Annotated in this window: 20 protein-coding genes and 1 tRNA gene; 13 read left to right on the top strand and 8 right to left on the bottom strand. The window is 54.1% G+C overall.

What is annotated here, in order from left to right:
* Nucleotides 1–993: 993 nt before the first annotated feature.
* Nucleotides 994–1,896, bottom strand: a complete 903-nt coding sequence (gene hypT, locus C8D90_RS01755) for a hypochlorite stress DNA-binding transcriptional regulator HypT (RefSeq protein ID WP_115456694.1) — start codon at nt 1,894–1,896, stop codon at nt 994–996.
* 508 nt (nt 1,897–2,404) lie between these two features.
* Here hypT and cuyB point away from each other — a divergent pair.
* Nucleotides 2,405–3,133, top strand: a complete 729-nt coding sequence (gene cuyB / locus C8D90_RS01750) for a cysteate racemase (RefSeq protein WP_115456693.1) — start codon at nt 2,405–2,407, stop codon at nt 3,131–3,133.
* Between the two features lie 82 nt (nt 3,134–3,215).
* On the top strand, nt 3,216–4,517 hold the full coding sequence (locus C8D90_RS01745; RefSeq protein WP_115456692.1) for an anaerobic C4-dicarboxylate transporter: 1,302 nt from the start codon (nt 3,216–3,218) through the stop codon (nt 4,515–4,517).
* Between the two features lie 67 nt (nt 4,518–4,584).
* Here C8D90_RS01745 and C8D90_RS01740 read toward each other — a convergent pair.
* The 3 genes from C8D90_RS01740 to C8D90_RS01730 form a co-directional block, all read right to left on the bottom strand.
* A tRNA-Ser gene (locus tag C8D90_RS01740) sits at nt 4,585–4,672 on the bottom strand.
* 164 nt (nt 4,673–4,836) lie between these two features.
* Nucleotides 4,837–5,253, bottom strand: a complete 417-nt coding sequence (locus tag C8D90_RS01735; protein WP_115456691.1) for a DoxX family protein — start codon at nt 5,251–5,253, stop codon at nt 4,837–4,839.
* Nucleotides 5,254–5,513: 260 nt separating this feature from the next.
* Nucleotides 5,514–6,182, bottom strand: coding sequence for a MarC family NAAT transporter (locus C8D90_RS01730; RefSeq protein WP_115457225.1), 669 nt, complete (start codon nt 6,180–6,182; stop codon nt 5,514–5,516).
* A 282-nt stretch (nt 6,183–6,464) separates the two neighbouring features.
* On the opposite strand from C8D90_RS01730, the gene C8D90_RS01725 reads away from it, so the two are divergent.
* The 4 genes from C8D90_RS01725 (at nt 6,465) to C8D90_RS01715 (ending at nt 8,930) form a co-directional block, all read left to right on the top strand.
* On the top strand, nt 6,465–6,746 hold the full coding sequence (locus C8D90_RS01725; RefSeq protein WP_115456690.1) for a YjcB family protein: 282 nt from the start codon (nt 6,465–6,467) through the stop codon (nt 6,744–6,746).
* 159 nt (nt 6,747–6,905) lie between these two features.
* Nucleotides 6,906–8,090, top strand: coding sequence for a hypothetical protein (locus C8D90_RS01720; protein WP_115456689.1), 1,185 nt, complete (start codon nt 6,906–6,908; stop codon nt 8,088–8,090).
* Between the two features lie 33 nt (nt 8,091–8,123).
* The gene (locus C8D90_RS22360; protein WP_260503162.1) at nt 8,124–8,255 is read left to right on the top strand and encodes a hypothetical protein; all 132 of its coding nucleotides are present in this window, start codon (nt 8,124–8,126) and stop codon (nt 8,253–8,255) included.
* Nucleotides 8,256–8,504: 249 nt separating this feature from the next.
* Nucleotides 8,505–8,930: a hypothetical protein gene (locus C8D90_RS01715; RefSeq protein ID WP_115456688.1), complete on the top strand. Its 426-nt coding sequence runs from the start codon at nt 8,505–8,507 to the stop codon at nt 8,928–8,930.
* Nucleotides 8,931–9,262: 332 nt separating this feature from the next.
* Here the strand turns inward: C8D90_RS01715 and C8D90_RS01710 are convergent, their stop codons facing one another.
* Nucleotides 9,263–9,613 (bottom strand): hypothetical protein, encoded by a 351-nt coding sequence (locus tag C8D90_RS01710; protein WP_115456687.1) that lies wholly within the window; start codon nt 9,611–9,613, stop codon nt 9,263–9,265.
* Nucleotides 9,614–10,368: 755 nt separating this feature from the next.
* On the bottom strand, nt 10,369–11,622 hold the full coding sequence (gene icd, locus C8D90_RS01705) for an NADP-dependent isocitrate dehydrogenase (protein ID WP_115456686.1): 1,254 nt from the start codon (nt 11,620–11,622) through the stop codon (nt 10,369–10,371).
* A gap of 314 nt (nt 11,623–11,936) precedes the next feature.
* On the opposite strand from icd, the gene rluE reads away from it, so the two are divergent.
* The 7 genes from rluE (at nt 11,937) to C8D90_RS01670 (ending at nt 18,850) form a co-directional block, all read left to right on the top strand.
* Nucleotides 11,937–12,578 (top strand): 23S rRNA pseudouridine(2457) synthase RluE, encoded by a 642-nt coding sequence (gene rluE, locus C8D90_RS01700; protein ID WP_115456685.1) that lies wholly within the window; start codon nt 11,937–11,939, stop codon nt 12,576–12,578.
* Between the two features lie 42 nt (nt 12,579–12,620).
* The gene (locus C8D90_RS01695; RefSeq protein WP_115456684.1) at nt 12,621–13,076 is read left to right on the top strand and encodes an NUDIX hydrolase; all 456 of its coding nucleotides are present in this window, start codon (nt 12,621–12,623) and stop codon (nt 13,074–13,076) included.
* 99 nt (nt 13,077–13,175) lie between these two features.
* Nucleotides 13,176–14,279, top strand: coding sequence for a tRNA 2-thiouridine(34) synthase MnmA (mnmA, locus tag C8D90_RS01690; RefSeq protein ID WP_115456683.1), 1,104 nt, complete (start codon nt 13,176–13,178; stop codon nt 14,277–14,279).
* A 122-nt stretch (nt 14,280–14,401) separates the two neighbouring features.
* Nucleotides 14,402–15,457 carry a GGDEF domain-containing protein gene (locus tag C8D90_RS01685; RefSeq protein ID WP_115456682.1) on the top strand — a complete coding sequence of 352 codons (1,056 nt, stop codon included), beginning with the start codon at nt 14,402–14,404 and terminating at the stop codon, nt 15,455–15,457.
* A 115-nt stretch (nt 15,458–15,572) separates the two neighbouring features.
* On the top strand, nt 15,573–16,199 hold the full coding sequence (gene hflD, locus C8D90_RS01680) for a high frequency lysogenization protein HflD (protein ID WP_115456681.1): 627 nt from the start codon (nt 15,573–15,575) through the stop codon (nt 16,197–16,199).
* Between the two features lie 63 nt (nt 16,200–16,262).
* A complete protein-coding gene (purB, locus tag C8D90_RS01675; RefSeq protein WP_115456680.1) occupies nt 16,263–17,633 on the top strand; it encodes an adenylosuccinate lyase in 1,371 nt (456 codons plus the stop codon).
* Between the two features lie 455 nt (nt 17,634–18,088).
* The gene (locus tag C8D90_RS01670) at nt 18,089–18,850 is read left to right on the top strand and encodes a GntR family transcriptional regulator (protein WP_115456679.1); all 762 of its coding nucleotides are present in this window, start codon (nt 18,089–18,091) and stop codon (nt 18,848–18,850) included.
* Nucleotides 18,851–18,885: 35 nt separating this feature from the next.
* Here C8D90_RS01670 and C8D90_RS01665 read toward each other — a convergent pair whose 3' ends face one another.
* A complete protein-coding gene (locus C8D90_RS01665) occupies nt 18,886–19,854 on the bottom strand; it encodes a PfkB family carbohydrate kinase (RefSeq protein ID WP_115456678.1) in 969 nt (322 codons plus the stop codon).
* Nucleotides 19,851–20,906 (bottom strand): ADP-ribosylglycohydrolase family protein, encoded by a 1,056-nt coding sequence (locus tag C8D90_RS01660; RefSeq protein ID WP_115456677.1) that lies wholly within the window; start codon nt 20,904–20,906, stop codon nt 19,851–19,853. Before C8D90_RS01660 ends, C8D90_RS01665 begins: the two co-directional genes overlap by 4 nt.
* Nucleotides 20,907–20,921 lie beyond the last annotated feature (15 nt).

Raw genomic sequence — 20,921 nt, 5'->3', positions numbered from 1 at the left:
TAATAAAACCGCGGCTTCCGGCGCGCCAAACAGCCAGGCTTGCGGCGTTGACTCATCAAATAAATATAATGACGGGAACGTTTCTGCCGATTGATTATCTTTATTATTTGACGCTGAGGATGATTTTATATAACTCTGAGCCTCCGGGTTTCCCGCTGTTTCATTACGCGTTACGTTCTGCGGGTTGTTTCCATTATCCGTTGAATTATCTGACTTTTTCTCTGATGTTTTCTTTGTCATTATATCCAATCCCTTTATGCGGAAGTTAAAAATACAAATGCGATATTCAGCGCAGGTTATGCGAGAGGTGTGTTGTTTTTCATACTCTCACAATGGGCTGATTAGCCCTATAAAACAGCATGAGAAATTTAAAGCATTTTCTATTTAAATCGCAGACGTCACAATTTTAACGGGAATGAATACAGATATTTCCCGGATGAATGAGAGCAGTTTTAAAAGCGCAGTAAATTCGCCGATAGAAAGAGGTGCGCAGTTTAAGCGGTATTACTCAGCCAGCCTGCGGCGTCATCGGGCAAATCGGATTTCTTTCAAAGTCAATATTTTGAGGGGAAGTATTTTAAGGATAATGATATTTAACCGCGTTAACCTGCCTGTTAGTTTAGACAAATAAGACGCAGGGTTTATTTTTTTAACTTTAATCAACGTAACACAGAGAAACTATCTCCTCCGTGATAAGTTTTCATCATAATTGCGAAATAATTATTAATGAATAGCCGGACTGATAAGCTTGACTTTTACGCCACGGCAATTCCAGAAAATATACCGTCGCCTTCTCATTCATGGTTCTTCCTCTATTTCGTTTTTAACTACCGCGCCATTCAGCATTATCCGCGACTGAATCAGCGATATAACATATCTTATGGCCCTGATGACGCCGCTCCGCCGCTTCAGATGTCGCAAAGGCAGGAGAAAACATGGCCGTGTTTAGCCGCCGGTATGCCGGTGAATGCGGGATGATGAATCAGGTTATGGCTACTTCAGCGTTTCAGGCATGTTGTTTTTCAGGATGCGCCAAAAATGCTCCGCACTCTTATTCAGCCGGGTATCCATACGGTAGATATAGGCGCGAATCGGCACCGTCAGCTCCGGCGTGTTCAGGCAAACCAGCCTTTTCTCTTTCAACTCCTCCACCACGGAATAGATGGGCAGCCAGGCGATGCCGTGCCCGTCCAGCGCCATATTTTTCAGCAGTTCGCTCATGGATGACATAAACAGCGTACGCGGTGAAATGGCACCGACCTCCCCCAGCCGGCGATTCACCAGCCTCCCCATGTAGGAAGAACTGGTATAGTTGAGCAACGGCGCCTGTGGCTGGTAGATGTCGAAAAGCGGACGGCCGTCGCTGCCTGCGGCGCAGATCGGGTAAAGCTCTGACTCAAACAGCTTGAGGCAGCAGAACGGCGCCTGCATCAGATCCTCATCGTAAAAAGAGATAATGAAGTCGCTTTTCCCTTCGCGCAGGGTATTGACCACCTGCACCACGTCAATCGCCTCCACATGATAAACAAACTCCCCGCCGTAGTCGGCCAGCGAGTGAACCAGCTTTGGCAGCAGCGTCAATGAAAGGGAGTGAGCGGCGGCGATCTTGATATTGGGAGTCCCGAGCAGGTTCTGGCCGGAAAGTTCGTTCAGGTTACACTCCAGTTGCTGCACCAGGCTGCGCGTCTGGGAGTGAAACAGCTTGCCTTCCTCGGTCAGTTGTAAGGGCGTGGTGCTGCGATCGAACAGTTCGACGCCGATAGCGGACTCCAGCGATTTTATCCGTCTGCTGAAGGCTGGCTGAGAGATGTTGCGCGCTTGCGCAGCGTGGGAAAAGTGGCGGCAGGCTTCAAGCGTCAGAAAGTCATATAGCCATTTCGTCTCTATATTTTTCATCACGCCCCCCGGTGGCGATCGCAGTGTTCGGTAAAATTGGTTAATTAATAAATCGCCGGGAGTGAAACAATATCGCACGCCGATACGGTTAATTATAAGAAATAAGAATTCTTATAATTCCCCCATCCTTCTCATGATTCGTTTCTTGCATGACATCTTCGTTTCCGGCATCAGGCATCGCCAGCGTAACATCCCCTTCCCGGCGTTTGAAACCTCATCACTGCGGACATACTGGCACTAACGCCACAAGACCGCCAGTGCTAATGCCCGGTTTGTGATGCCGGATAATGCAAGTTTTGCATCATGCCATACATACTTGCATTTCTCTTCGCTCAACACTCCTGTTAAAGATAAATAACGATTTACCCGTCATCAAATAAATCACGGCCTTATTTAACGTTTTATTTCGGTTAATCATGTTAATAACAAGTTAGCAATAGTTATTGCACATCAGCGCCGCCGAAATATTTTTATTTATACAAAACCAGCACAGAAAGGGGTATGCATTGTGAAAGGTTTAATCGGCGTATTAGGAGGAATGGGTCCGGCGGCCACCGTGGATCTATTTAATAAATTCGTTACCTACACCGCAGCACGGCACGATCAGGAACATATTCCGCTGATTATTTCCTCTATTCCCGATATCCCGGACAGAACTGACGCCCTGATGAATAACGGCCAGTCTCCGCTGCCGATCATGCAACGTTATTTACACACGCTGGAAGAAGCCGGTGCGGAATGCATCGTTATTCCCTGCAACACCGCGCATTATTGGTTCCGGGAATTAAAAGACGCCTGTCACGTCGATATTCTGAGCATCGTCGAAACCACGATGAAGGAAGCCGAAGCCAGCGGAAAAACAAACGTGGGCCTGCTGGCGACCAATGCCACGCTGCATATGGGACTGTATCAGAAAAGCATTGAAGAACGAGGACTTACCTGTATAAAGCCCGATCCGCAGAGTCAGGATAACGTGATGAAGAGTATTTATGCATTAAAAGCCGGCAATATAACGCAGGCCAAAACCTTAATCCGCGCGCAGGCGGAGGCGCTGTTTTCGCGCGGCGCGGAAATTATCGTACTCGGGTGTACCGAGGTGCCGGTTATTTTGGCGGACGCGGTCAGAGAAACGCCGGATAAATATATCGACTCCACCGGATCATTAGTCCGGGCGGGAATTCGTTGGTATGAGCAACGGGTAGGGAAACACCATCTGCTGGCACAAAAAATAAACTAAGCACGAATCAGAAACTAACAATAACAATTTATTTTCTTCATCGACTTCAGCGACAAGTACATATTGTCAATGGGAGACTGTCATGGTTTGGCTAGAAATTATCGTGGTATTAGGGGCAATATTTTTCGGTATCCGGCTGGGAGGCATCGGTATCGGCCTCTGCGGCGGCCTGGGGCTGGCGATTCTGACGTTGGGATTCGGTCTCCCCATCGGCTCTCCGCCGGTGGACGTCATTCTGATCATCATGACCGTCGTGGTGGCCGCCTCCGCGCTGCAGGCCGCGGGCGGTATGGACTATATGGTACGCACCGCGGGCAACTTCATGCGGCGCAATCCTAAATACATCAACATCATCGCACCCATCATAACCTGGGCGATGACCATCATGGCCGGTACCGGCTTCATCGTTTTCTCCACCCTGCCCGTTATCGCGGAGGTCGCCAAAGAGTCCGGCGTGCGGCCCTCCCGCACGCTGGCCGGTTCCGTCGTGGCGTCCCAGATTGCGATTTCCGGCTCGCCGATCAGCGCAGCAATGGCGGCAATGCTGACCATCATGGAAGGCAACGGCGTCACCTTTATTCAGGTGATGGCGGTCTGCCTGCCGGCTTCGTTCATCGCCGCAATGGTCGCCGCCTTCATCTCCTCCCGTCAGGGATGCGAGTTGCAGGATGACGAAGTTTATCTGGAACGCCTGCAGAAAGGCCTGGTGCGTAAGTACGAGGAGAAGCAAAACACCGACACGCCGCAGGCCAAACTTTCGGTGGCGCTGTTCCTGCTGGCCACCGTGGCTATCGTCATTCTGGCTGCCTTTCCGGCTCTGCGCCCCGGCTTTGACCTCGGGAAACCGATGGGCACGCGCGACATCATTATCATCTGTATGTTGTCCGCCGCCTGCCTGATGGTGGTTCTGTGTAAAACGTCGACCGACTCCGTGGTGCTGGCGCCGACCTTCCGCGCCGGTATGAGTTCGCTCGCCGTTATTCTGGGGATCGTTACGCTGGGCACCACGTTCGTTGACGCGCACATGGCCGAAATCAAGGAAACCGCCGGCGATATACTGCGCACCTACCCCATGCTGCTGGCTCTGGTGTTGTTCTGTACCTGCGCGCTGCTCTATTCACAGGGCGCGACCACGCCGTTGATTATTCCGCTGGCGGTGGCGCTGGGCGTGCCGACCTGGGCAATTCTGGCCTCCTACGTGGCGGTCACCGGGGTATTTGTATTGCCCACTTATCCGACATCGCTGGCGGCGATGGAGTTTGACACCACGGGGACGACGCGGGTGGGTAAATACATACTGAACCACCCATTCATGCTGCCGGGATTGGGCGGCATCATTGCCGGCGTCGCCTTCGGCTTTATGCTGGCGCCGATGGTGGTGTAGCGCCCGCAAGTGAAAAACGGCGGGAAAAGAAAAACCCCGTGATACCAAGTATCACGGGGTTCAAATTTGGCGGAAGGACAGAGATTCGAACTCTGGGAGCTGTTACACTCGGCGGTTTTCAAGACCGCTGCCTTAAACCACTCGGCCATCCTTCCAATGAGGGCAAATATTATCGGGCTACCCTGTCGTTGTCTAGTGCTAATCGCCGGATTTCCGCCATTTGTTTACCAAATAGGCATCATGCGCAACAATTATTCTTTTATGTTGATTAATTAATCGGTTAACGGCGCCTGACGGCAATTTGCCCTCCCGGAGAGGCCTACTTTTTCCCGCAGAACTTCGCATCCAGAGAGTAACGCCCCGCGCCGGTGACGATCAGCAACAACAGTCCGCCGATGATGCTGATATTTTTATAGAAATTAATCTCATTGGCTATCGCGTCCATCCCGGTGAGTTTCCAGTACGGATGACCGATGAACGACGTTGCCAATACATACAGCGCATACAGCGCCGCGAGGGGCCGGGTAAATATCCCCAGGATAATGGCAATACCGAGGAAAAATTCCACCGCCACCGCGATGATGGCGGCAACATACGGCATCGGCGCGCCGTATCCCTGCATAGCGCTGACCGCCATGCTGAAATTGGTCAGCTTCCACCAGCCGAAGATAATGAATAACACCATCAACAGGATGCGACCGAGAAGAATCAGGCCGTCTTTTGTGTTTTCGCTCATTTGGAGAACTCCTTATACCACCTCAAAACGCCCGGATTGCACTACAACACGGGCTCACTAGAGATAAGTATTAGACCGGAAAACCGTTTTTTCTAGTTGACAGCGGCATGAATAATTTCGAACGGTTAAGATCGCGGCAGGAGCAAAAATGACGAAGCCGGGGATCATCGCCGCGATCCCCGGCCCCGGTGTTTTTTCAACGAACTCAGCCAACCTGAGGGCTGGCACATGTATTGCCCGCCACAAAAGGGTCCGGTGAGTTACGCGGCGTAATTCTTCACGATCTCCAGCACGCCGTTAATAATAAACTGCACGCCCATGCACACCAGTAAAAAGCCCATCAGGCGGGAGATCGCCTCAATGCCGCCTTTCCCGACCAGCTTCATAATCGCGCCGGAACTGCGCAGGCAGGCCCACAGGATCAGGCTGACCAAAAAGAAGACCAGCGGCGGCGCAACCAGCAGCACCCACGAAGAAAATTGCGTACCGTGCCCGATGGTCGAGGCGGAGCTGATGATCATCGCGATGGTTCCCGGCCCTGCCGTGCTCGGCATCGCCAGCGGTACAAACGCAATGTTTACATCGTTGCTTTTGCTCAGCTCCTCGGATTTGCTGCTGACCTCCGGCGCGTCGTGCGCTTTGTGCTGGGGAAACAGCATCCGGAAACCGATGAACGCCACAATCAGCCCGCCGGCAATGCGCAGCCCCGGAATGGAGATACCAAACGTATTCATCACTACCTGACCGGCGTAATACGCCACCATCATGATGATGAAGACATAAATCGAGGCCATCATCGACTGGCGGTTACGTTCCTCACGGTTCATATTCCCCGCCAGGCCGAGAAATAGCGCCACCGTCGTCAACGGGTTCGCCAACGGCAGTAAAACAACCAGTCCAAGCCCCAATACCTGAATAAGTTCTAAAATAAGTGGTTCCTCCCCATGCTCTACTTCCTGCGGATCGTTTATCTGGCATTCTGACAGCATAACGCGGCAAAAAGAACCATGATATGCGAATAGATTACTAATTATTGTCGTTTTGCCAGATTTTTATATAGCCGCGAATTATAGTTATATCAATCCATATTTAGGTAGCTTTTGATGCTCAGTCGTCTTGTTCCGCGGAGAGCTTACTTTTTTACTTCTCCATGATATTATGTGACCCGAGTCACACTTCCCTGTTCTACCCCAATCCCTGAAGGAAACCTGATGAGTGCCCTGATCTCCGGTATCGTCTTTGCCCGCTGGGAGCTATTCAGCGCGGTTATGATGTTTTTTTCCAGCTCACTGAATATCACCTGCCGTCGGAAAGAGCGCCCCATCAGCGCATTTCTGTTCGCCTTTCTCGGGCTGTTGATGTCTTGCTGGTTCGCCTTAGGATTGCTGGGCGCCATGCCGACCCTGGAAGGAGTCCGGCATTTTGCCAGCGTTCTGAAAGAAGCCTACGTGACTACCATGAGTCAGATGCCTGCAGAAGTTCCGTTGGTATAACAACGCTTTTTCCGGCAACACGTTCCGCAAAAGTTACAACACGCACCAATTATTTACACTATGCAAATATTCCTCGCTGCCGGATGCCGATAATCCGGCAGCGGCTGTGCTTTAATAAGCCGCGTTTTTGGGTGTTTTCTCTTTTCAGGTTAGGACGTGATGAAACAAACGGCGTTAACCCTACTGTTATTTCTGGCCTTCGACGCGGCGGCGGGTGAAAGCGGCATCGCTTTTCAGCCGCAAAACGTACCGCCGGAAACCGTGCGCTCGCTGCTCGCAGCGTTCGGAAAAGACAAAGGAAGCCTGCTGGAAAAAGAGAAAGCGTCGGAAAATCACCTGTATCTGCCCTTTGAACACGGCCAGCATCAGGGGCTTCCCATTCTGTTCGGCGATCTGAATCACGACGGCAAAGCCGACGCCCTGGTTCCTTTCACCTGGGAAGGGCTGAGCGATATCGGCGGCCCCGGCCGGGACTGGTATAACTACTACGCGATTTATCTTCAGGACAAAAACGGCTGGAAAATGAGCGGTAAAGTGCTGACCAGCACATCCGCGGCGGAAACCCTGCGCACATTCGATCGCATCGAAAACGGCGTAATCTACGGGAAAATCACGCCACGCTCAGCTCAGGGCGCGTCAGGCGCCCCGCGCGAGTGGGTACTGCGCAGCCATCCCGGCAAACGGGATGCTTTAATCCCCCTGCCGGTGCCCGCCCGGCTTGCCGTGCCGCTGGTTCTCGATCTCGACAAAGAGATGCCGCTGACGCCGGACATGCTGGCTATCGTGCTTGGCAAACCCGTTAACATCGGCAACAACTACAACCTGATTGGCGGGGATTGCGCCGCGCATCCCGACTGGAAATACTATCAGTATGAAAACGCGGCTTTTAATGTCGGCCTGAACGGCGTCGGCGTCAGCAACTTCATCGGCATTCCGCACAACCTGACCATGACGCTCGGCGGCATGACCATCACCGGAAAAACGTCCGCGTACGCGCTGATTTCCGCGCTTTCGGCCAGCTACAGCTTCTCTGTCCTGCGTAAAAGCCCGACGGCAGACAGCGATCCGGACCCTGTCAGCAATTATTTTGACGATGCGCGTGACATCTACGCCATGAATATTCCCTATTACATTCAGGGCTATGAAGCATGGGCGAAGCTGGATGACGCCGCAAAGGAAAATGAAGACGATCGCCAGGCAAGCTTCACACGCCAATTTTATTACACCACCGAAATCGACGTTACCCCGCCTTCCGACAATGGCGCCCTGTTGGAGTTTTACTTTATGGGGGAAAAAATGGTTGCTCTTCAGGTGGTTTACAATAATGATGAACCCTGTGACTGAACATATAATGTACATTTCTCACGGCGGTGAATTATGAAGATTATTCCTCTGCTTTTGGCATTCATACTCATCGGCTGCGCCGGTACCGGTATTCATGCCGGCGGCGGTGCGGGCAGCAGCGGTATCGGAATTGGCGTTGGCGTCGGTTCCGGAATCAGCTTCTGATTGCTCCGCTATTTTCTTCGCCGGGGGATATTCCCGCGCGCCCGGCTATTTTGCTGAATGCGCTTTTTCATGAAGTAACAAACGCCCGGCTCCCTCCTCACCATAATTGGCTTTTATTTAATCAATCATGAAACAATTGTGTAGTTTCTGATTTGCTGGAAAAGTCTCATTGTCCATGGTTCCTTCCGCTCCTTATACTCGGCGTCACAGTCATCGTGATTGATGTTTTATTAGCAAAAGGAAGGAATCATGCGTAATACGATACTGGCGCTGGCCGTCGCAGGAATTCTCACCAGCCCTCTGGCATTCGCCGAAAATGAAAAGCCGGGTGATATGCCCCCTCCCGGCGTGGAAAAACATCAGATCGACAAAGATAAAAAAGATCGCCCTGATAATGGGAAACGTCCTCAGCACGAAAATAAGCAGCATAAAGAATACAATAAAGATACCAATAAGGACGTTAAGCGTCCGGACCGTAAACCCGACGGTGAACGCCCGGATCGTAAACCCAATGGCGAGCATCCGGATCGTAAACCTGATGGTGAACGTCCGGATCGTAAACCCGATGGCGAGCGTTCCGATCGCAAAGGCGAAAAGCCGCAGCATAATATGAAGGAAGGAGAACGCCAACACCCGGACGGCAAGCGTCCTTCTCAGGAAGAAAAACGCGCTTAACGGCCTGTTATCAACATCTGCAAAAGGCGCATTCCTGCTTTATGCGGGAGGAAATGCGCCTTTTCACTTTTCCCCGTTTCTTTAATAACACCATCAACACAACTTACCTCAAAAAATCAGAATCCCCTTTTCACAGACCGGATCATTTTCTGCTGTTCCGCGTATTTTCAACGTTATCGTTATTAATAGCAGCGACAGGGTAAAAGGAATAATAACGCGGCGTGTTTTAGCTTCATGCGCTTTATCGAAAATAACGTGCTATTTCCTCCAGACGCGAAAAACCCGCGAAGCGCGGGTTTGGTGTGTAGTGGGAAATAAGAAATATCTTTGATCTAATGAAGCGTACTATCCTGTTGCACACTCATCTCATATGTAATATGAATCAGTTTCTTCACTTCTTCATAATCGCTATCCGTCATTGGGCATCCATCATTCCGTACGAACTCTTTTCCAAGATATCTTTCCGCAAACGCCCTGACCTCTTCCTGGGTTTGGGGGAGCTCTCCTTGCGGGAGAATAACATCACCTTCATCAAATCTGTGGTATCGGAGCAATCTTCTATCCTGAACCTTTATATAGAACTGCTGACCTTCATCATCCGTGATAACGAAACGACCGTTCCCAAGCTCTATTGCTGCAATTTCGCAGAACAAGCGGTCGACGTCATCTATGGCTGAAGTCATAGAGAACCTCTTGTAAGTGGATGCATCGAGACTATAAACCAACGCCGGGAAAGTGCAAAAAATTTTTTTTGTTTTCTGGCGCACGCTTCCCCATGTTCTTTTTCTGAACATGGACAGAATTGTTATTTTCTCATTTGTTATCGTATTACATCTCCGCCCCAACCGATCAAAAAGGTGAACAATAAACCGCAATTATTCAGTTTTTCTTCATCTTTTCTGGTTATATGATAAAAAAACACTACGTAAAGGAGCTAAATTATGTGTAAAACTGAACAGTACTTACATCAACTTTTATCTCTCTATCAAAAAGAAAAAAGGCCTGAAAAAATAAACTCACTATTTTACCTGTCTCCGGAGCAACGCATTCGGATACTCAGGGAAATTATCGCCTGTTTTCCTGAGCAGCCCCGGCGTTGAGCGCATCATACCAGCATTATAGCGGTTTGGTCGGCGATCCGCTCTACGAAATAATAAAACTCAGACGCAACTTAGTTTACCTGCTCTTTTACCTGCGGCAGAAAAAATAGTGCTTCAATTAGTATGGTGGCGTCGTATTGGCGTCAGAGAAATAACAAACTTTAAGATGGGAACGTTTTTCTAAACTTTTCTACAGGGTCGTACTCTGCTATTTGTCATTTATTAATTTGATTTTTTTATTCGTTATTATTTAAATCACGGCGGGCGGACCTGCTGTTCCGGCAATAAAAAAAGCGGGAGCATGACGCTCCCGCTTATCTGACCAATCACAGCATCAATTACATGTGCTTGATGATAGCTTTACCAAACTCTGAACATTTCAGCAGTTTAGCGCCTTCCATCAGACGCTCGAAGTCATAGGTCACGGTCTTGGCGGCGATCGCCCCTTCCATGCCTTTAACAATCAGGTCTGCGGCTTCGGTCCAGCCCATGTGGCGCAGCATCATTTCCGCGGAAAGGATGATTGAGCCGGGGTTAACCTTATCCTGGCCGGCATACTTCGGCGCAGTGCCGTGAGTCGCCTCAAACAGCGCGCAGTCGGAGCCGATGTTGGCGCCCGGCGCAATACCGATACCGCCGACCTGAGCCGCCAGCGCGTCGGAAATGTAGTCGCCGTTCAGGTTCATACAGGCGATAACGTCATACTCCGCAGGACGCAGCAGGATCTGTTGCAGGAAAGCATCGGCGATAACGTCTTTGATGATGATCTCTTTGCCGTTGGCCGGGTTCTTGATCTTCACCCACGGGCCGCCGTCAATCAGCTCGCCGCCGAACTCGTCGCGTGCCAGCTGGTAGCCCCAGTCCTTGAACGCGCCTTCGGTGAACTTCATGATGTTGCCTTTATGCACCAGCGTCACGGATTCGCGATCGTTGGTGATAGCGTATTCAATCGCCGCGCGCACCAGGCGCTTGGTGCCTTCTTCAGAGCACGGCTTGATGCCGATGCCGCAATGTTCCGGGAAGCGGATTTTCTTCACGCCCATCTCATCGCGCAGGAATTTGATCACTTTGTCAGCTTCAGCGCTGTCGGCCTTCCACTCAATACCGGCGTAAATGTCTTCAGAGTTTTCACGGAAGATGACCATGTCGGTCAATTCCGGCTGTTTAACCGGGCTGGGCGTACCCTGGTAGTAACGCACCGGACGCAGGCAGATGTACAGGTCAAGCTGTTGGCGCAGCGCAACGTTCAGGGAACGGATGCCGCCGCCAACCGGCGTGGTCAGCGGGCCTTTAATCGCCACGCGGTAATCGCGGATCAGATCCAGCGTTTCTTCCGGCAGCCAGACGTCTTTGCCATATACTTCAGTGGATTTTTCACCGGTATAGATTTCCATCCAGGAGATTTTGCGATCGCCGTGGTACGCCTTCTCAACCGCCGCGTCCACTACATCGATCATCGCAGGGGTAACGTCTACGCCGATGCCATCGCCTTCAATGAACGGGATTACCGGGTTATTCGGAACAACCAGTTTCCCTTTAGCATCAACCGTAATCTTCTTACCTTCTGCCGGAACAACTACTTTGCTTTCCATTCACCTCTCCTTCAGCGCAATTTCTACTTTGTGCGTATCGGTTAAAACCTGAGCCCGTGGTCATGTCCGGATTTACTTTACCGGACCAGGCAATGTGCGCCTGGATACCCGCGTTTTTCAGCCCGTGACCTTAATCAGGCCACCGGCGAAAAACCCGTGGTTCACTCTACGGTCAATTCATGCTCAACGTGTTAAAACACACGGCTTGTTAAGACAATGTAAGATGCGTGTCAATAATACTTGAATTCTTGCCCGTCGCCAATCGGAATGCGATTTCAGGTATACTGGGATCACATTTTATCCATGTAATTACTATGTCTAAATTCCCTGTTAGAAATCACGGCGTTAACTCTGCCAGGATGCGGGCGAAAGCCAAAGCGCCCCACCCGGCCGCGCCGCGTCGGGTGATCATCTTCAACAAGCCCTACGACGTGCTGCCGCAGTTCACCGATGAAAACGGCCGCGCCACGCTCAGGGATTTTATTCCCGTCAGCGGCGTTTACGCCGCCGGGCGTCTTGACCGCGACAGCGAAGGTCTGCTGGTGCTGACCAACGACGGAAAATTGCAGGCGCGCTTAACGCAGCCGGGCAAACGTACCGGCAAGGTCTATTACGTTCAGGTGGAAGGTATTCCTGACGAAGCCGTCTTGCAGACATTCCGTGACGGCCTCACGCTGAAGGATGGCCCGACGCTGCCGGCCGGCGTGCAGTTGGTGGAGGAACCCGCCTGGCTGTGGCCGCGCAATCCGCCGATCCGCGAACGCAAGGCCATTCCCACAGCCTGGCTGAAGGTGACGCTGTTTGAAGGCCGTAATCGCCAGGTCAGGCGTATGACGGCGCATATCGGTTTTCCCACCCTGCGGCTGATCCGTTATGCCATGGGTGACGTTACGCTGGATAATCTTGCCAGCGGTGAATGGCGGGACATTACCGCCTCATTTTACGCCGGGGAATAATATGAACCGGCCTCCCCAACTTATTCGGGTAAATATATTCCTATGCTAAAACCGCACGTTACCGTTGCCTGCGTGGTGCAGTCACAGGGCAAATTCCTTACCGTTGAGGAAACCATCAACGGCAAAGCAACCTGGAATCAGCCTGCCGGCCATCTGGAAGCCGATGAAACGCTGATTGAGGCCGCCGTGCGTGAGCTGTGGGAAGAAACCGGCATCGACGCGGCGCCGCAGTCGCTGCTCCAGATGTACCAATGGGTTGCGCCCGACGCCACGCCGTTCCTGCGCTTTACGTTCGCCATTGATCTGCCGGACATGCCGCCGACCCAGCCGCACGACAGCGACATCGACCGTTGCCTGTGGCTGAGCGCCGGTGAGATCATCACCTCTGACCGGCTGCGCTCGCCGCTGGTACGGGAAAGCATTTTGCGTTATCAGCGTCCGGAGCGCTATCCGCTGGAGATCCTCAGCGCATTTAACTGGCGCCCGCCTGCCCGCTGACCTCCGGGGGCCGTTCGCCCGTGCGCTGCGTATTGCACTGTGGTAGAATTCGCTCCCTTTAGAAATAAACTTTTTTTCATTCCAGTCAGTGAGACATTCATGTCAGATAACAGCCAGAAAAAAGTGATCGTCGGTATGTCCGGCGGCGTTGATTCTTCCGTATCCGCTTATTTATTGCAGCAACAGGGATATCAGGTTGCTGGTCTGTTCATGAAGAACTGGGAAGAAGACGACAACGAAGAATATTGCTCCGCCGCCACCGATCTGGCCGACGCCCAGGCCGTGTGCGACAGGCTGGGCATTGAACTGCACACGGTGAACTTCGCCGCGGAATACTGGGATAACGTTTTCGAGCACTTCCTCGAAGAATATAAAGCCGGCCGTACGCCCAATCCGGATATTCTGTGCAATAAAGAGATTAAGTTTAAAGCCTTCCTGGAATTCGCCGCTGAAGATCTGGGCGCGGACTTTATCGCCACCGGCCATTACGTGCGCCGTCGCGACACGAACGGTAAAACTGAACTGCTGCGCGGCATCGACGCCAATAAAGATCAGAGCTATTTCCTTTATACCCTGAGCCATGAGCAGGTGGCGCAAAGCCTGTTCCCGGTGGGAGAACTGGAAAAGCCCGAGGTGCGCCGCATCGCAGAGCAGCTTGATTTGGCGACGGCGAAGAAAAAGGACTCCACCGGGATCTGCTTCATCGGCGAACGTAAATTCCGCGATTTTCTCGGCCGTTACCTGCCGGCCCAGCCCGGCAAAATCCTCACCGTGGACGGGGCGGAAATCGGCGAGCATCAGGGGCTGATGTATCACACGCTGGGCCAGCGTAAAGGACTGGGGATCGGCGGCACCAAAGATGGCGATGAAAACCCCTGGTATGTGGTGGATAAAGACGTCGCCAACAACGTACTGGTGGTCGCCCAGGGGCACGATCATCCGCGCCTGTTCTCTGCCGGGCTGATTGCCCAGCAGTTGCACTGGGTGTCCCGCGACGACGTTACCGCGCCGTTCCGCTGCACGGTTAAAACCCGCTATCGCCAGGCTGATATTCCCTGCACTGTCACGCCGCTGGACGCAGAGCGCATTGAAGTGCGCTTTGACGAACCCGTCGCGGCCGTCACGCCCGGCCAGTCCGCCGTGTTTTATCAGGACGAAGTTTGCCTTGGCGGCGGCGTTATCGAACAGCGGCTGACAGTATAATCAAGGTTGCCGGGAAACGGTTTTGCGCCGGTTTCCCGGCCATTTTGTCTTTGTTTCCGTATTAGAACAGAGTCCGGAACTACGCCAGCCATAATCATCCGTACCAATCGACGGGAATATTGATGCTATCGTTGCTGTCTCTCGATACGTTATACGTTAACGCATGTATCACTTATGCCTCATTGTCGGCAGGTTACTATTTTCTTAGCCGCCGCGACACACTCTGCTACCGTTCGGCCCCCTGGCGCCGGGTGCTGTTCGGCCTGATCGCCGGGCTGGTTTCCCTGCATCTGACGGTCAACAAGCTCTACATCACTCAGGAAGCTTATTACAGCTTCGAGTTTGTCCCCATTCTGCTGGTAACGTTTATCGCCGGGTGGTTGCCCGGCGTTCTCGCGTTGTTAATCAACGTCACCTTCACCGGCGGCATCGTACTGGATAACATTGTCCTCAGCCTGATGCTGTTGCCGATGCTGGTAGCCAGGGTGTGGCGATATAACCGGCTGTCGCCGTTTCTGATCGTCATTTCCCTGCTCACCCTGTTCCGCCTGCTGGTGGCCTCCCCCGCCCTGAACGAACGGCAGATGCAGCTCGAAGGTCTGATCTATCAGATTATCTCTTTCCTTTGCCTGCTGATTTGTTATCAGGCGCTCAGCGCAATGCGCCGCCACCTCAGCACCTTCTTCAGCGCGCAGGATTCGGCGCGCCACGATGCCCTGACCCGCCTGCATAACCGCCACGCGCTGAGTAAGCACCTGAGCGAACTGGAGCAGAGCGGCACACCCTGCTGCCTGGTAATGCTTGATATCGATAATTTCAAGCAGCTCAACGACATTCACGGCCACCTGGCCGGCGACAAGGTACTGCGCGAAGTGGCGTTTTTGCTGCGGGAAGCCAACGACGGCGGAGACTTCATCGCGCGTTACGGCGGGGAGGAATTCACCATCGTGCGCAATGATAACCGCATCGCCGACTGCGTCCGCCACTGCGAGTACCTGAGAAAACGCATCGCCGCTCATCCGTTCCGTTTACCGAATGGCAGCACGATCGTTGTTACGCTCTCCTTCGGCATTGCCTACCATTCCGGGCAGGCTCCGATGGTTGCCGCTTTCAGGCGCGCCGACGCGGCGCTTTACCGGGCCAAGGAGCTTGGAAAAAACCGGGTTGTACGCAGTTGAACGCACAACCACGCGATTGGCACTGTGTTTGACCGTGAGTTTATGGCATGATTTGCCCCCGAAACACCTTCCGGTTTTAATGCGGAAGTCAGACAGATTGCACAGAGGAATAGCCGTGGCAAAGAACTACTACGAAATCACGCTGGCGCTGGCCGGGATCTGCCAGTCCGCCCGTTTGGTCCAGCAGCTTGCCCATGAAGGGCAGTGCGACAGTGGCGCTTTGCATACCTCTCTGAGCAGCATCCTGCAAACCAATCCGTCCTCAACGCTGGCCGTATTCGGCGAGCACGAGCGCGTGCTGAAAATGGGGCTGGAAACGCTGCTTAATATGCTCAACGCCAACCGCCAGGGCCCCGGCGCCGAACTGACGCGTTACACCCTGAGCCTGATGGTGCTGGAGCGCAAGCTTTACGCCAACAACGAAGCCTTGCAGACGCTGGCCGACCGCATCGGCGGCATTGAGCGCCAACTGCTGCATTTTGATCTGGCGTCAGAAACCATTCTCAGCGCGCTCGCCGGTATTTACGTTGACGTCATCAGCCCGCTGGGGCCGCGCATTCAGGTCACCGGTTCGCCCGCCATTCTGCAAACCCCGCTGATTCAGGCGAAAGTCCGCGCGGCGCTGCTTGCCGGCATCCGCGCCGGTATTCTGTGGCAACAGGTTGGCGGCGGACGCATGCAGTTGATGTTCTCGCGCAATAAGATCTTTCAGATGGCGCAAAATTTATTAACGCATTGCTGACGCCCGGCGCCGTGATGCATTGTTCCCCGTTTTCTCATTTCCTTTATTCTGGAGTTGCTACCGATGGAATTATCCTCCCTGACCGCCGTCTCCCCGATTGATGGTCGCTACGGCGATAAAGTCAGCGCATTGCGTCCGATTTTCAGCGAATTCGGTCTGCTGAAGTTTCGCGTGCAGGTGGAAGTACGCTGGCTGCAAAAACTGGCGGCATGCGCACAGATTCCCGAAGTTCCTGCATTTGACGCCGACGCAAACGCTTACCTTGATAAAATCGTCGCAGAATTCGGCGAGCAGGACGCGCGGCGCATCAAGGAAATTGAGCGCACCACCAACCATGACGTGAAAGCGGTAGAGTATTTCCTGAAGGAAAAAGTCGCTACCGTACCGGCGCTGCACGCGGTGTCGGAGTTCATCCACTTCGCCTGTACGTCCGAAGACATCAACAACCTGTCCCACGCGCTGATGCTGCATACCGCGCGTGAAGAGGTGATCAAGCCGATGTGGGGCACGCTGCTCACCGCCGTCAGCGAACTGGCGCGCGAATACCGCGACATCCCCCTGCTGTCACGCACCCACGGTCAGCCGGCTTCGCCCTCCACCGTCGGTAAAGAGTTCGCCAACGTGGCATATCGCCTGGAGCGTCAGTTCCATCAGCTCGCCAACATCGACATCATGGGCAAAATCAACGGCGCAGTCGGTAACTACAACGCCCACCTGGCCGCCTACCCGGACATCGACTGGCACGCCTTCAGCGAAGAGTTCGTCACCTCGCTCGGCATCCGCTGGAATCCGTACACCACGCAGATTGAGCCACACGACTACATCGCCGAACTGTTCGACTGCATCGCCCGCTTCAACACCATCCTGATCGACTTTGACCGTGACATCTGGGGCTACATCGCCCTGAATCACTTCAAACAAAAAACCGTGGAAGGTGAAATCGGCTCCTCCACCATGCCGCACAAGGTTAACCCCATCGACTTCGAGAACTCGGAGGGCAACCTGGGGCTGGCGAACGCGGTAATGGGTCACCTGGCGGGCAAACTGCCGGTTTCACGCTGGCAGCGCGACCTGACTGACTCCACCGTGCTGCGCAACCTGGGCGTGGGACTGGGCTATGCACTTATCGCCTATCAGGCCACCCTGAAGGGCATCAGCAAACTGGAAGTCAACCGCCAGCATTTGCTGGACGAGCTGGACGTTAACTGGGAAGTGCTGGCCGAACCGATTCAGACCGTCATGCGCCGTTACGGCATCGAAAAGCCGTACGAGAAGCTGAAAGAGCTGACCCGTGGTAAGCGCGTCGATGCCGCCGGCATGCAGGCGTTTATCGACAGTCTGGCCCTGCCCGAGCACGAAAAAACACGCCTGAAAGCAATGACGCCGGCCAACTATATTGGCGCCGCCGTCACGCTGGTGGATAAACTGAGCTGATCACCGCCATGATAAAGGCCGTCCTGCCGGGCGGCCTTCAGTGAGAAAATAAGATATCCGCACTTATATTTTCACTCCGCGACTATATCAACCCTATGGACGAATGCCCTGTTTACAGACTGTTCTCAGATAAGTAACGCAAATTAAGGCAAAAGAGGTTTTCGCTGAAAAAATATCGGCCATCCGCTGCGCGATTAAAATCTTTACGCTGGTAACTGCGTCTTTTAAATAGCATTTTTACCGTTTTAATATATTAAATTTGTATATTTAATGCTATTACGTTATAAGAATTCCGCGATGTAAATAGTTTTTTTAATACCTTTTTAGACTAGTTTTACTTAAATAGTGCTTTTTAATCGATTTTCGCAATATTTTACTTCAATGCAATTTGTATAGGCTTTACACTACTTATTCATCCTCCGCAATAAATAAACAGAATTTGGACGTTTATAAATATGAGTGCTGAAATCAACGCGCAGCTATTGGAAAAATTGCAGGACGATATCGCAAATACCGGTTCAATGCCGCTCTACCTGCGTTTTAATGAGTCTGTTCGGGAAGCGATTGAACAAGGGCTGGTCAGGCCCGGCGATTTCCTGCCCAGCGAGCGCGCTTTCACCGACGCCCTTGGTATTTCACGTATCACGGTACGCAAGGCGTTAGCATGCTTAGAGCAGGATAACATCATCGATCGGGGCCGCGGATTCGGCACCCAAATCAAACCCTCGCTGCAACCCCCGCTGGCCTACTCGCTGGCCAACATCAAAGGTTTCTCCAGCGAAGCTTCCATGCAGGGCAGAGTGCCTGGCTCAGTATGGCTGAAGCGGGAGAAAGTCACCGTTCCGGATGACATTGCTGAACTGATGGGATTGCCTGCCGGCAGCCAGGTCTACCTGCTGGAGCGTATCCGCACCATCGACCAGACCCCCGTCTCCTTCGCCATTTCTTACATTGCCGAGAACGTCATCGACGATCCGCAGGACATCGACGTTTCGCTGTATGACTACCTGCATAAGCGTCAGGTTCAGTTCGGCAAGCTGAGCAGCCATATCAGCGCCACCCTGGCCGATGCGGAATTAAGAAGCAAACTTTTGCTGAAGGATCCGTGCGCCATTCTGGTTATTCGCCAGACGCTGATGGACAACGCGCAGAACCCGCTGGAGCACAGTATCAGCTACTGCCGCGGCGATATGTACGAGTACACCATGGCTGGCTGATTCCGGGCGCACTGCTGTGCGCCCGCTATTCTCAGTCACCCGGCGGCGAATGCCGTTAGCTGCGCCAGATCCGGTGCGCAGTCGCCGCCGCGGTGCGCCACTACGTAAGCCGAGACGACGCCCGCCAACGTCAGACTGTCACGCGCCGTGAGTCCGCGGGCCAATCCGGCCATCAGCCCCGCACAGTGGCTGTCTCCGGCGCCGATGGTGTCCACCACGTGCGTGGGATAAGCCGCGAGCTGCCCGGCATCATCTTCCGCGCGGAAGTAATAACATCCCCGCTCCCCTTGCCTGACCACCACCAGTTGCCCGGTCCGTTGCCATAACTCCCGGCAGAAGGCGGCAACGTCAGCGCCCATTCCCAGCAACCCGGCCTCCCGTTCATTTAGCGTCAGAATGACGCCGGGGCGAATCAGGCGCTGCAGCAGGGCGTCGGACATCCGGTCCAGACGCGGCCCGAAATCCAGTACCGGCACCACCGCGGCGGGCAGGGCTTCCAGCCACGCAATCAATGCGCCGCCGCCGGGCGCCGCCAGCTGGTAGCCGGAAAAATAGGCTAACCCGGCGGCTGGCGTCAGCGGTTCCAGCCATTCCCGGCGCCAGCGGTTTTCCACGCCGTCCAGGGTGATAAAGGTACGCTCGCCATCGGGTTCGACCAGTGCCAGGCACCAGCCGTTGTCCTCGCCGGCGGCCTGAATGCGGCTGCGTACGCCCAGGCGCGCCATCTCCACCCGCAGGCGATCGGCCCACATCCCTTCCCCCACCGGCAGAAGCGCTTCACAGGCTACGCCCAACCGTTGCAGAGCCAGTACGATGTTCAGCGCGCAGCCGCCCAGGTGCGTGCCCTGATAAGCAACCGGTAAGTCGCCGCCGCGCGGCGGCAACCCGTCCGCCCGCGCGACCAGATCAAACACCGCGGCCCCGACGACGGTCACCGGCAACGCATTATCGCGCTGCTGCCGGAAACGCGACAGCCAACCGCCCGCCTTTCCGCCGTCGCTCATAACGCCTCCCGCCACTGCTGCCGGAAGCGCACGAACGCGCTGCTGTAGCGGGTCATGTCCAGCGGATTCACCCGGTTCAGGGTCGCCATCCACGACTTATCGATCGTATCGACGCCGTTCAGCGCCCCGCAGATAGCGGTCGCCATCGCACCGATGGTGTCCGTATCGCCGCCCAGGTTGGCGCTCAGCAAAGCACAGCGGTTGGGATCGCCGGCGGCCAGTTCCACCATGGCAATCGCCGCCGGTACTGATTCGATGGTGCTGACGCCGGCGCCCACCAGCTGATAAACCCGCTCGGACGCCACTTCGTTGCCCTGGCTGCCGTTCACCACAGACAGCGCCAGCTCAATGCGCGCCGCCAGTGACGCGCTGAACGTCGAAGGCCGGTACTGCTGGGCAAATTCGGCTACCGCGGGCAGCGCCAGCCGGATATGTTGCCAGTCCATCCCCTCGACGGCCTGCGATACCGCCCAGGCGATGACCACGGCGCCGGCCACGGCGATGTCGGACTTATGCGTCGGGCTGGACGCCAGCCAGACCTGCTCAACAAACCGCTCCAGCGGCTGCGGCGGCAGCACGCAGCCCAGCGGCGACACCCGCATCGCCGCACCGTTGGTCACGCCGTTGTTTTCCAGCTCGTCGATGGATTTTCCTGCTTTTTGCGCATTCAGCGCCAGCTTGGAACTGGGGCCGAGAATGTTTTTATTGAAGGCGTCGAAGTTGTCCGCCCAGCGGATAACGTTGCGCGCAATCAACTCCGGCACCACCTTCCCGTCCGCCTCCAGCAGCGCATCGGCCAGCGCCAGCGCCATTGAGGTATCGTCGGTAAACTGGCCGGCGGTAAAGTAACAGGCGGCGCTGTTTTCCGCCGGGCCGTCAAGGAAGTGATCGATCCAGCCGAAATGGCGGCGTACGCGTTCGCGCGGCCACAGTTCCGACGGCATACCCAATGCATCTCCCAACATCTGGCCGTAAAGCGCGCCCAGAATGCGCCGTTCGGTTTCTTTCTGATCCTCCGGACGAACGGGCTGATCGACAACGTTTAAGGTCATAAAAATACTCCGCGA

Source organism: Enterobacillus tribolii, from assembly GCF_003363015.1.
Classification (GTDB): domain Bacteria; phylum Pseudomonadota; class Gammaproteobacteria; order Enterobacterales; family Enterobacteriaceae; genus Enterobacillus; species Enterobacillus tribolii.
Note: the sequence above shows the minus strand (reverse complement) of the source record. Positions and strands in the feature narration are given on the sequence as shown.

Bases quoted from the DNA above. Each gene is read 5' to 3' on its own strand.
- hypT (WP_115456694.1), bottom strand. From the start codon at position 1,896: ATGAAAAATATAGAGACGAAATGGCTATATGACTTTCTGACGCTTGAA.
- C8D90_RS01745 (WP_115456692.1), top strand. From the start codon at position 3,216: ATGGTTTGGCTAGAAATTATCGTGGTATTAGGGGCAATATTTTTCGGT.
- C8D90_RS01735 (WP_115456691.1), bottom strand. From the start codon at position 5,253: ATGAGCGAAAACACAAAAGACGGCCTGATTCTTCTCGGTCGCATCCTG.
- C8D90_RS01725 (WP_115456690.1), top strand. From the start codon at position 6,465: ATGAGTGCCCTGATCTCCGGTATCGTCTTTGCCCGCTGGGAGCTATTC.
- C8D90_RS01720 (WP_115456689.1), top strand. From the start codon at position 6,906: ATGAAACAAACGGCGTTAACCCTACTGTTATTTCTGGCCTTCGACGCG.
- C8D90_RS22360 (WP_260503162.1), top strand. From the start codon at position 8,124: ATGAAGATTATTCCTCTGCTTTTGGCATTCATACTCATCGGCTGCGCC.
- C8D90_RS01715 (WP_115456688.1), top strand. From the start codon at position 8,505: ATGCGTAATACGATACTGGCGCTGGCCGTCGCAGGAATTCTCACCAGC.
- C8D90_RS01710 (WP_115456687.1), bottom strand. From the start codon at position 9,613: ATGACTTCAGCCATAGATGACGTCGACCGCTTGTTCTGCGAAATTGCA.
- icd (WP_115456686.1), bottom strand. From the start codon at position 11,622: ATGGAAAGCAAAGTAGTTGTTCCGGCAGAAGGTAAGAAGATTACGGTT.
- rluE (WP_115456685.1), top strand. From the start codon at position 11,937: ATGTCTAAATTCCCTGTTAGAAATCACGGCGTTAACTCTGCCAGGATG.
- C8D90_RS01695 (WP_115456684.1), top strand. From the start codon at position 12,621: ATGCTAAAACCGCACGTTACCGTTGCCTGCGTGGTGCAGTCACAGGGC.
- mnmA (WP_115456683.1), top strand. From the start codon at position 13,176: ATGTCAGATAACAGCCAGAAAAAAGTGATCGTCGGTATGTCCGGCGGC.
- C8D90_RS01685 (WP_115456682.1), top strand. From the start codon at position 14,402: ATGCTATCGTTGCTGTCTCTCGATACGTTATACGTTAACGCATGTATC.
- purB (WP_115456680.1), top strand. From the start codon at position 16,263: ATGGAATTATCCTCCCTGACCGCCGTCTCCCCGATTGATGGTCGCTAC.
- C8D90_RS01670 (WP_115456679.1), top strand. From the start codon at position 18,089: ATGAGTGCTGAAATCAACGCGCAGCTATTGGAAAAATTGCAGGACGAT.
- C8D90_RS01665 (WP_115456678.1), bottom strand. From the start codon at position 19,854: ATGAGCGACGGCGGAAAGGCGGGCGGTTGGCTGTCGCGTTTCCGGCAG.
- C8D90_RS01660 (WP_115456677.1), bottom strand. From the start codon at position 20,906: ATGACCTTAAACGTTGTCGATCAGCCCGTTCGTCCGGAGGATCAGAAA.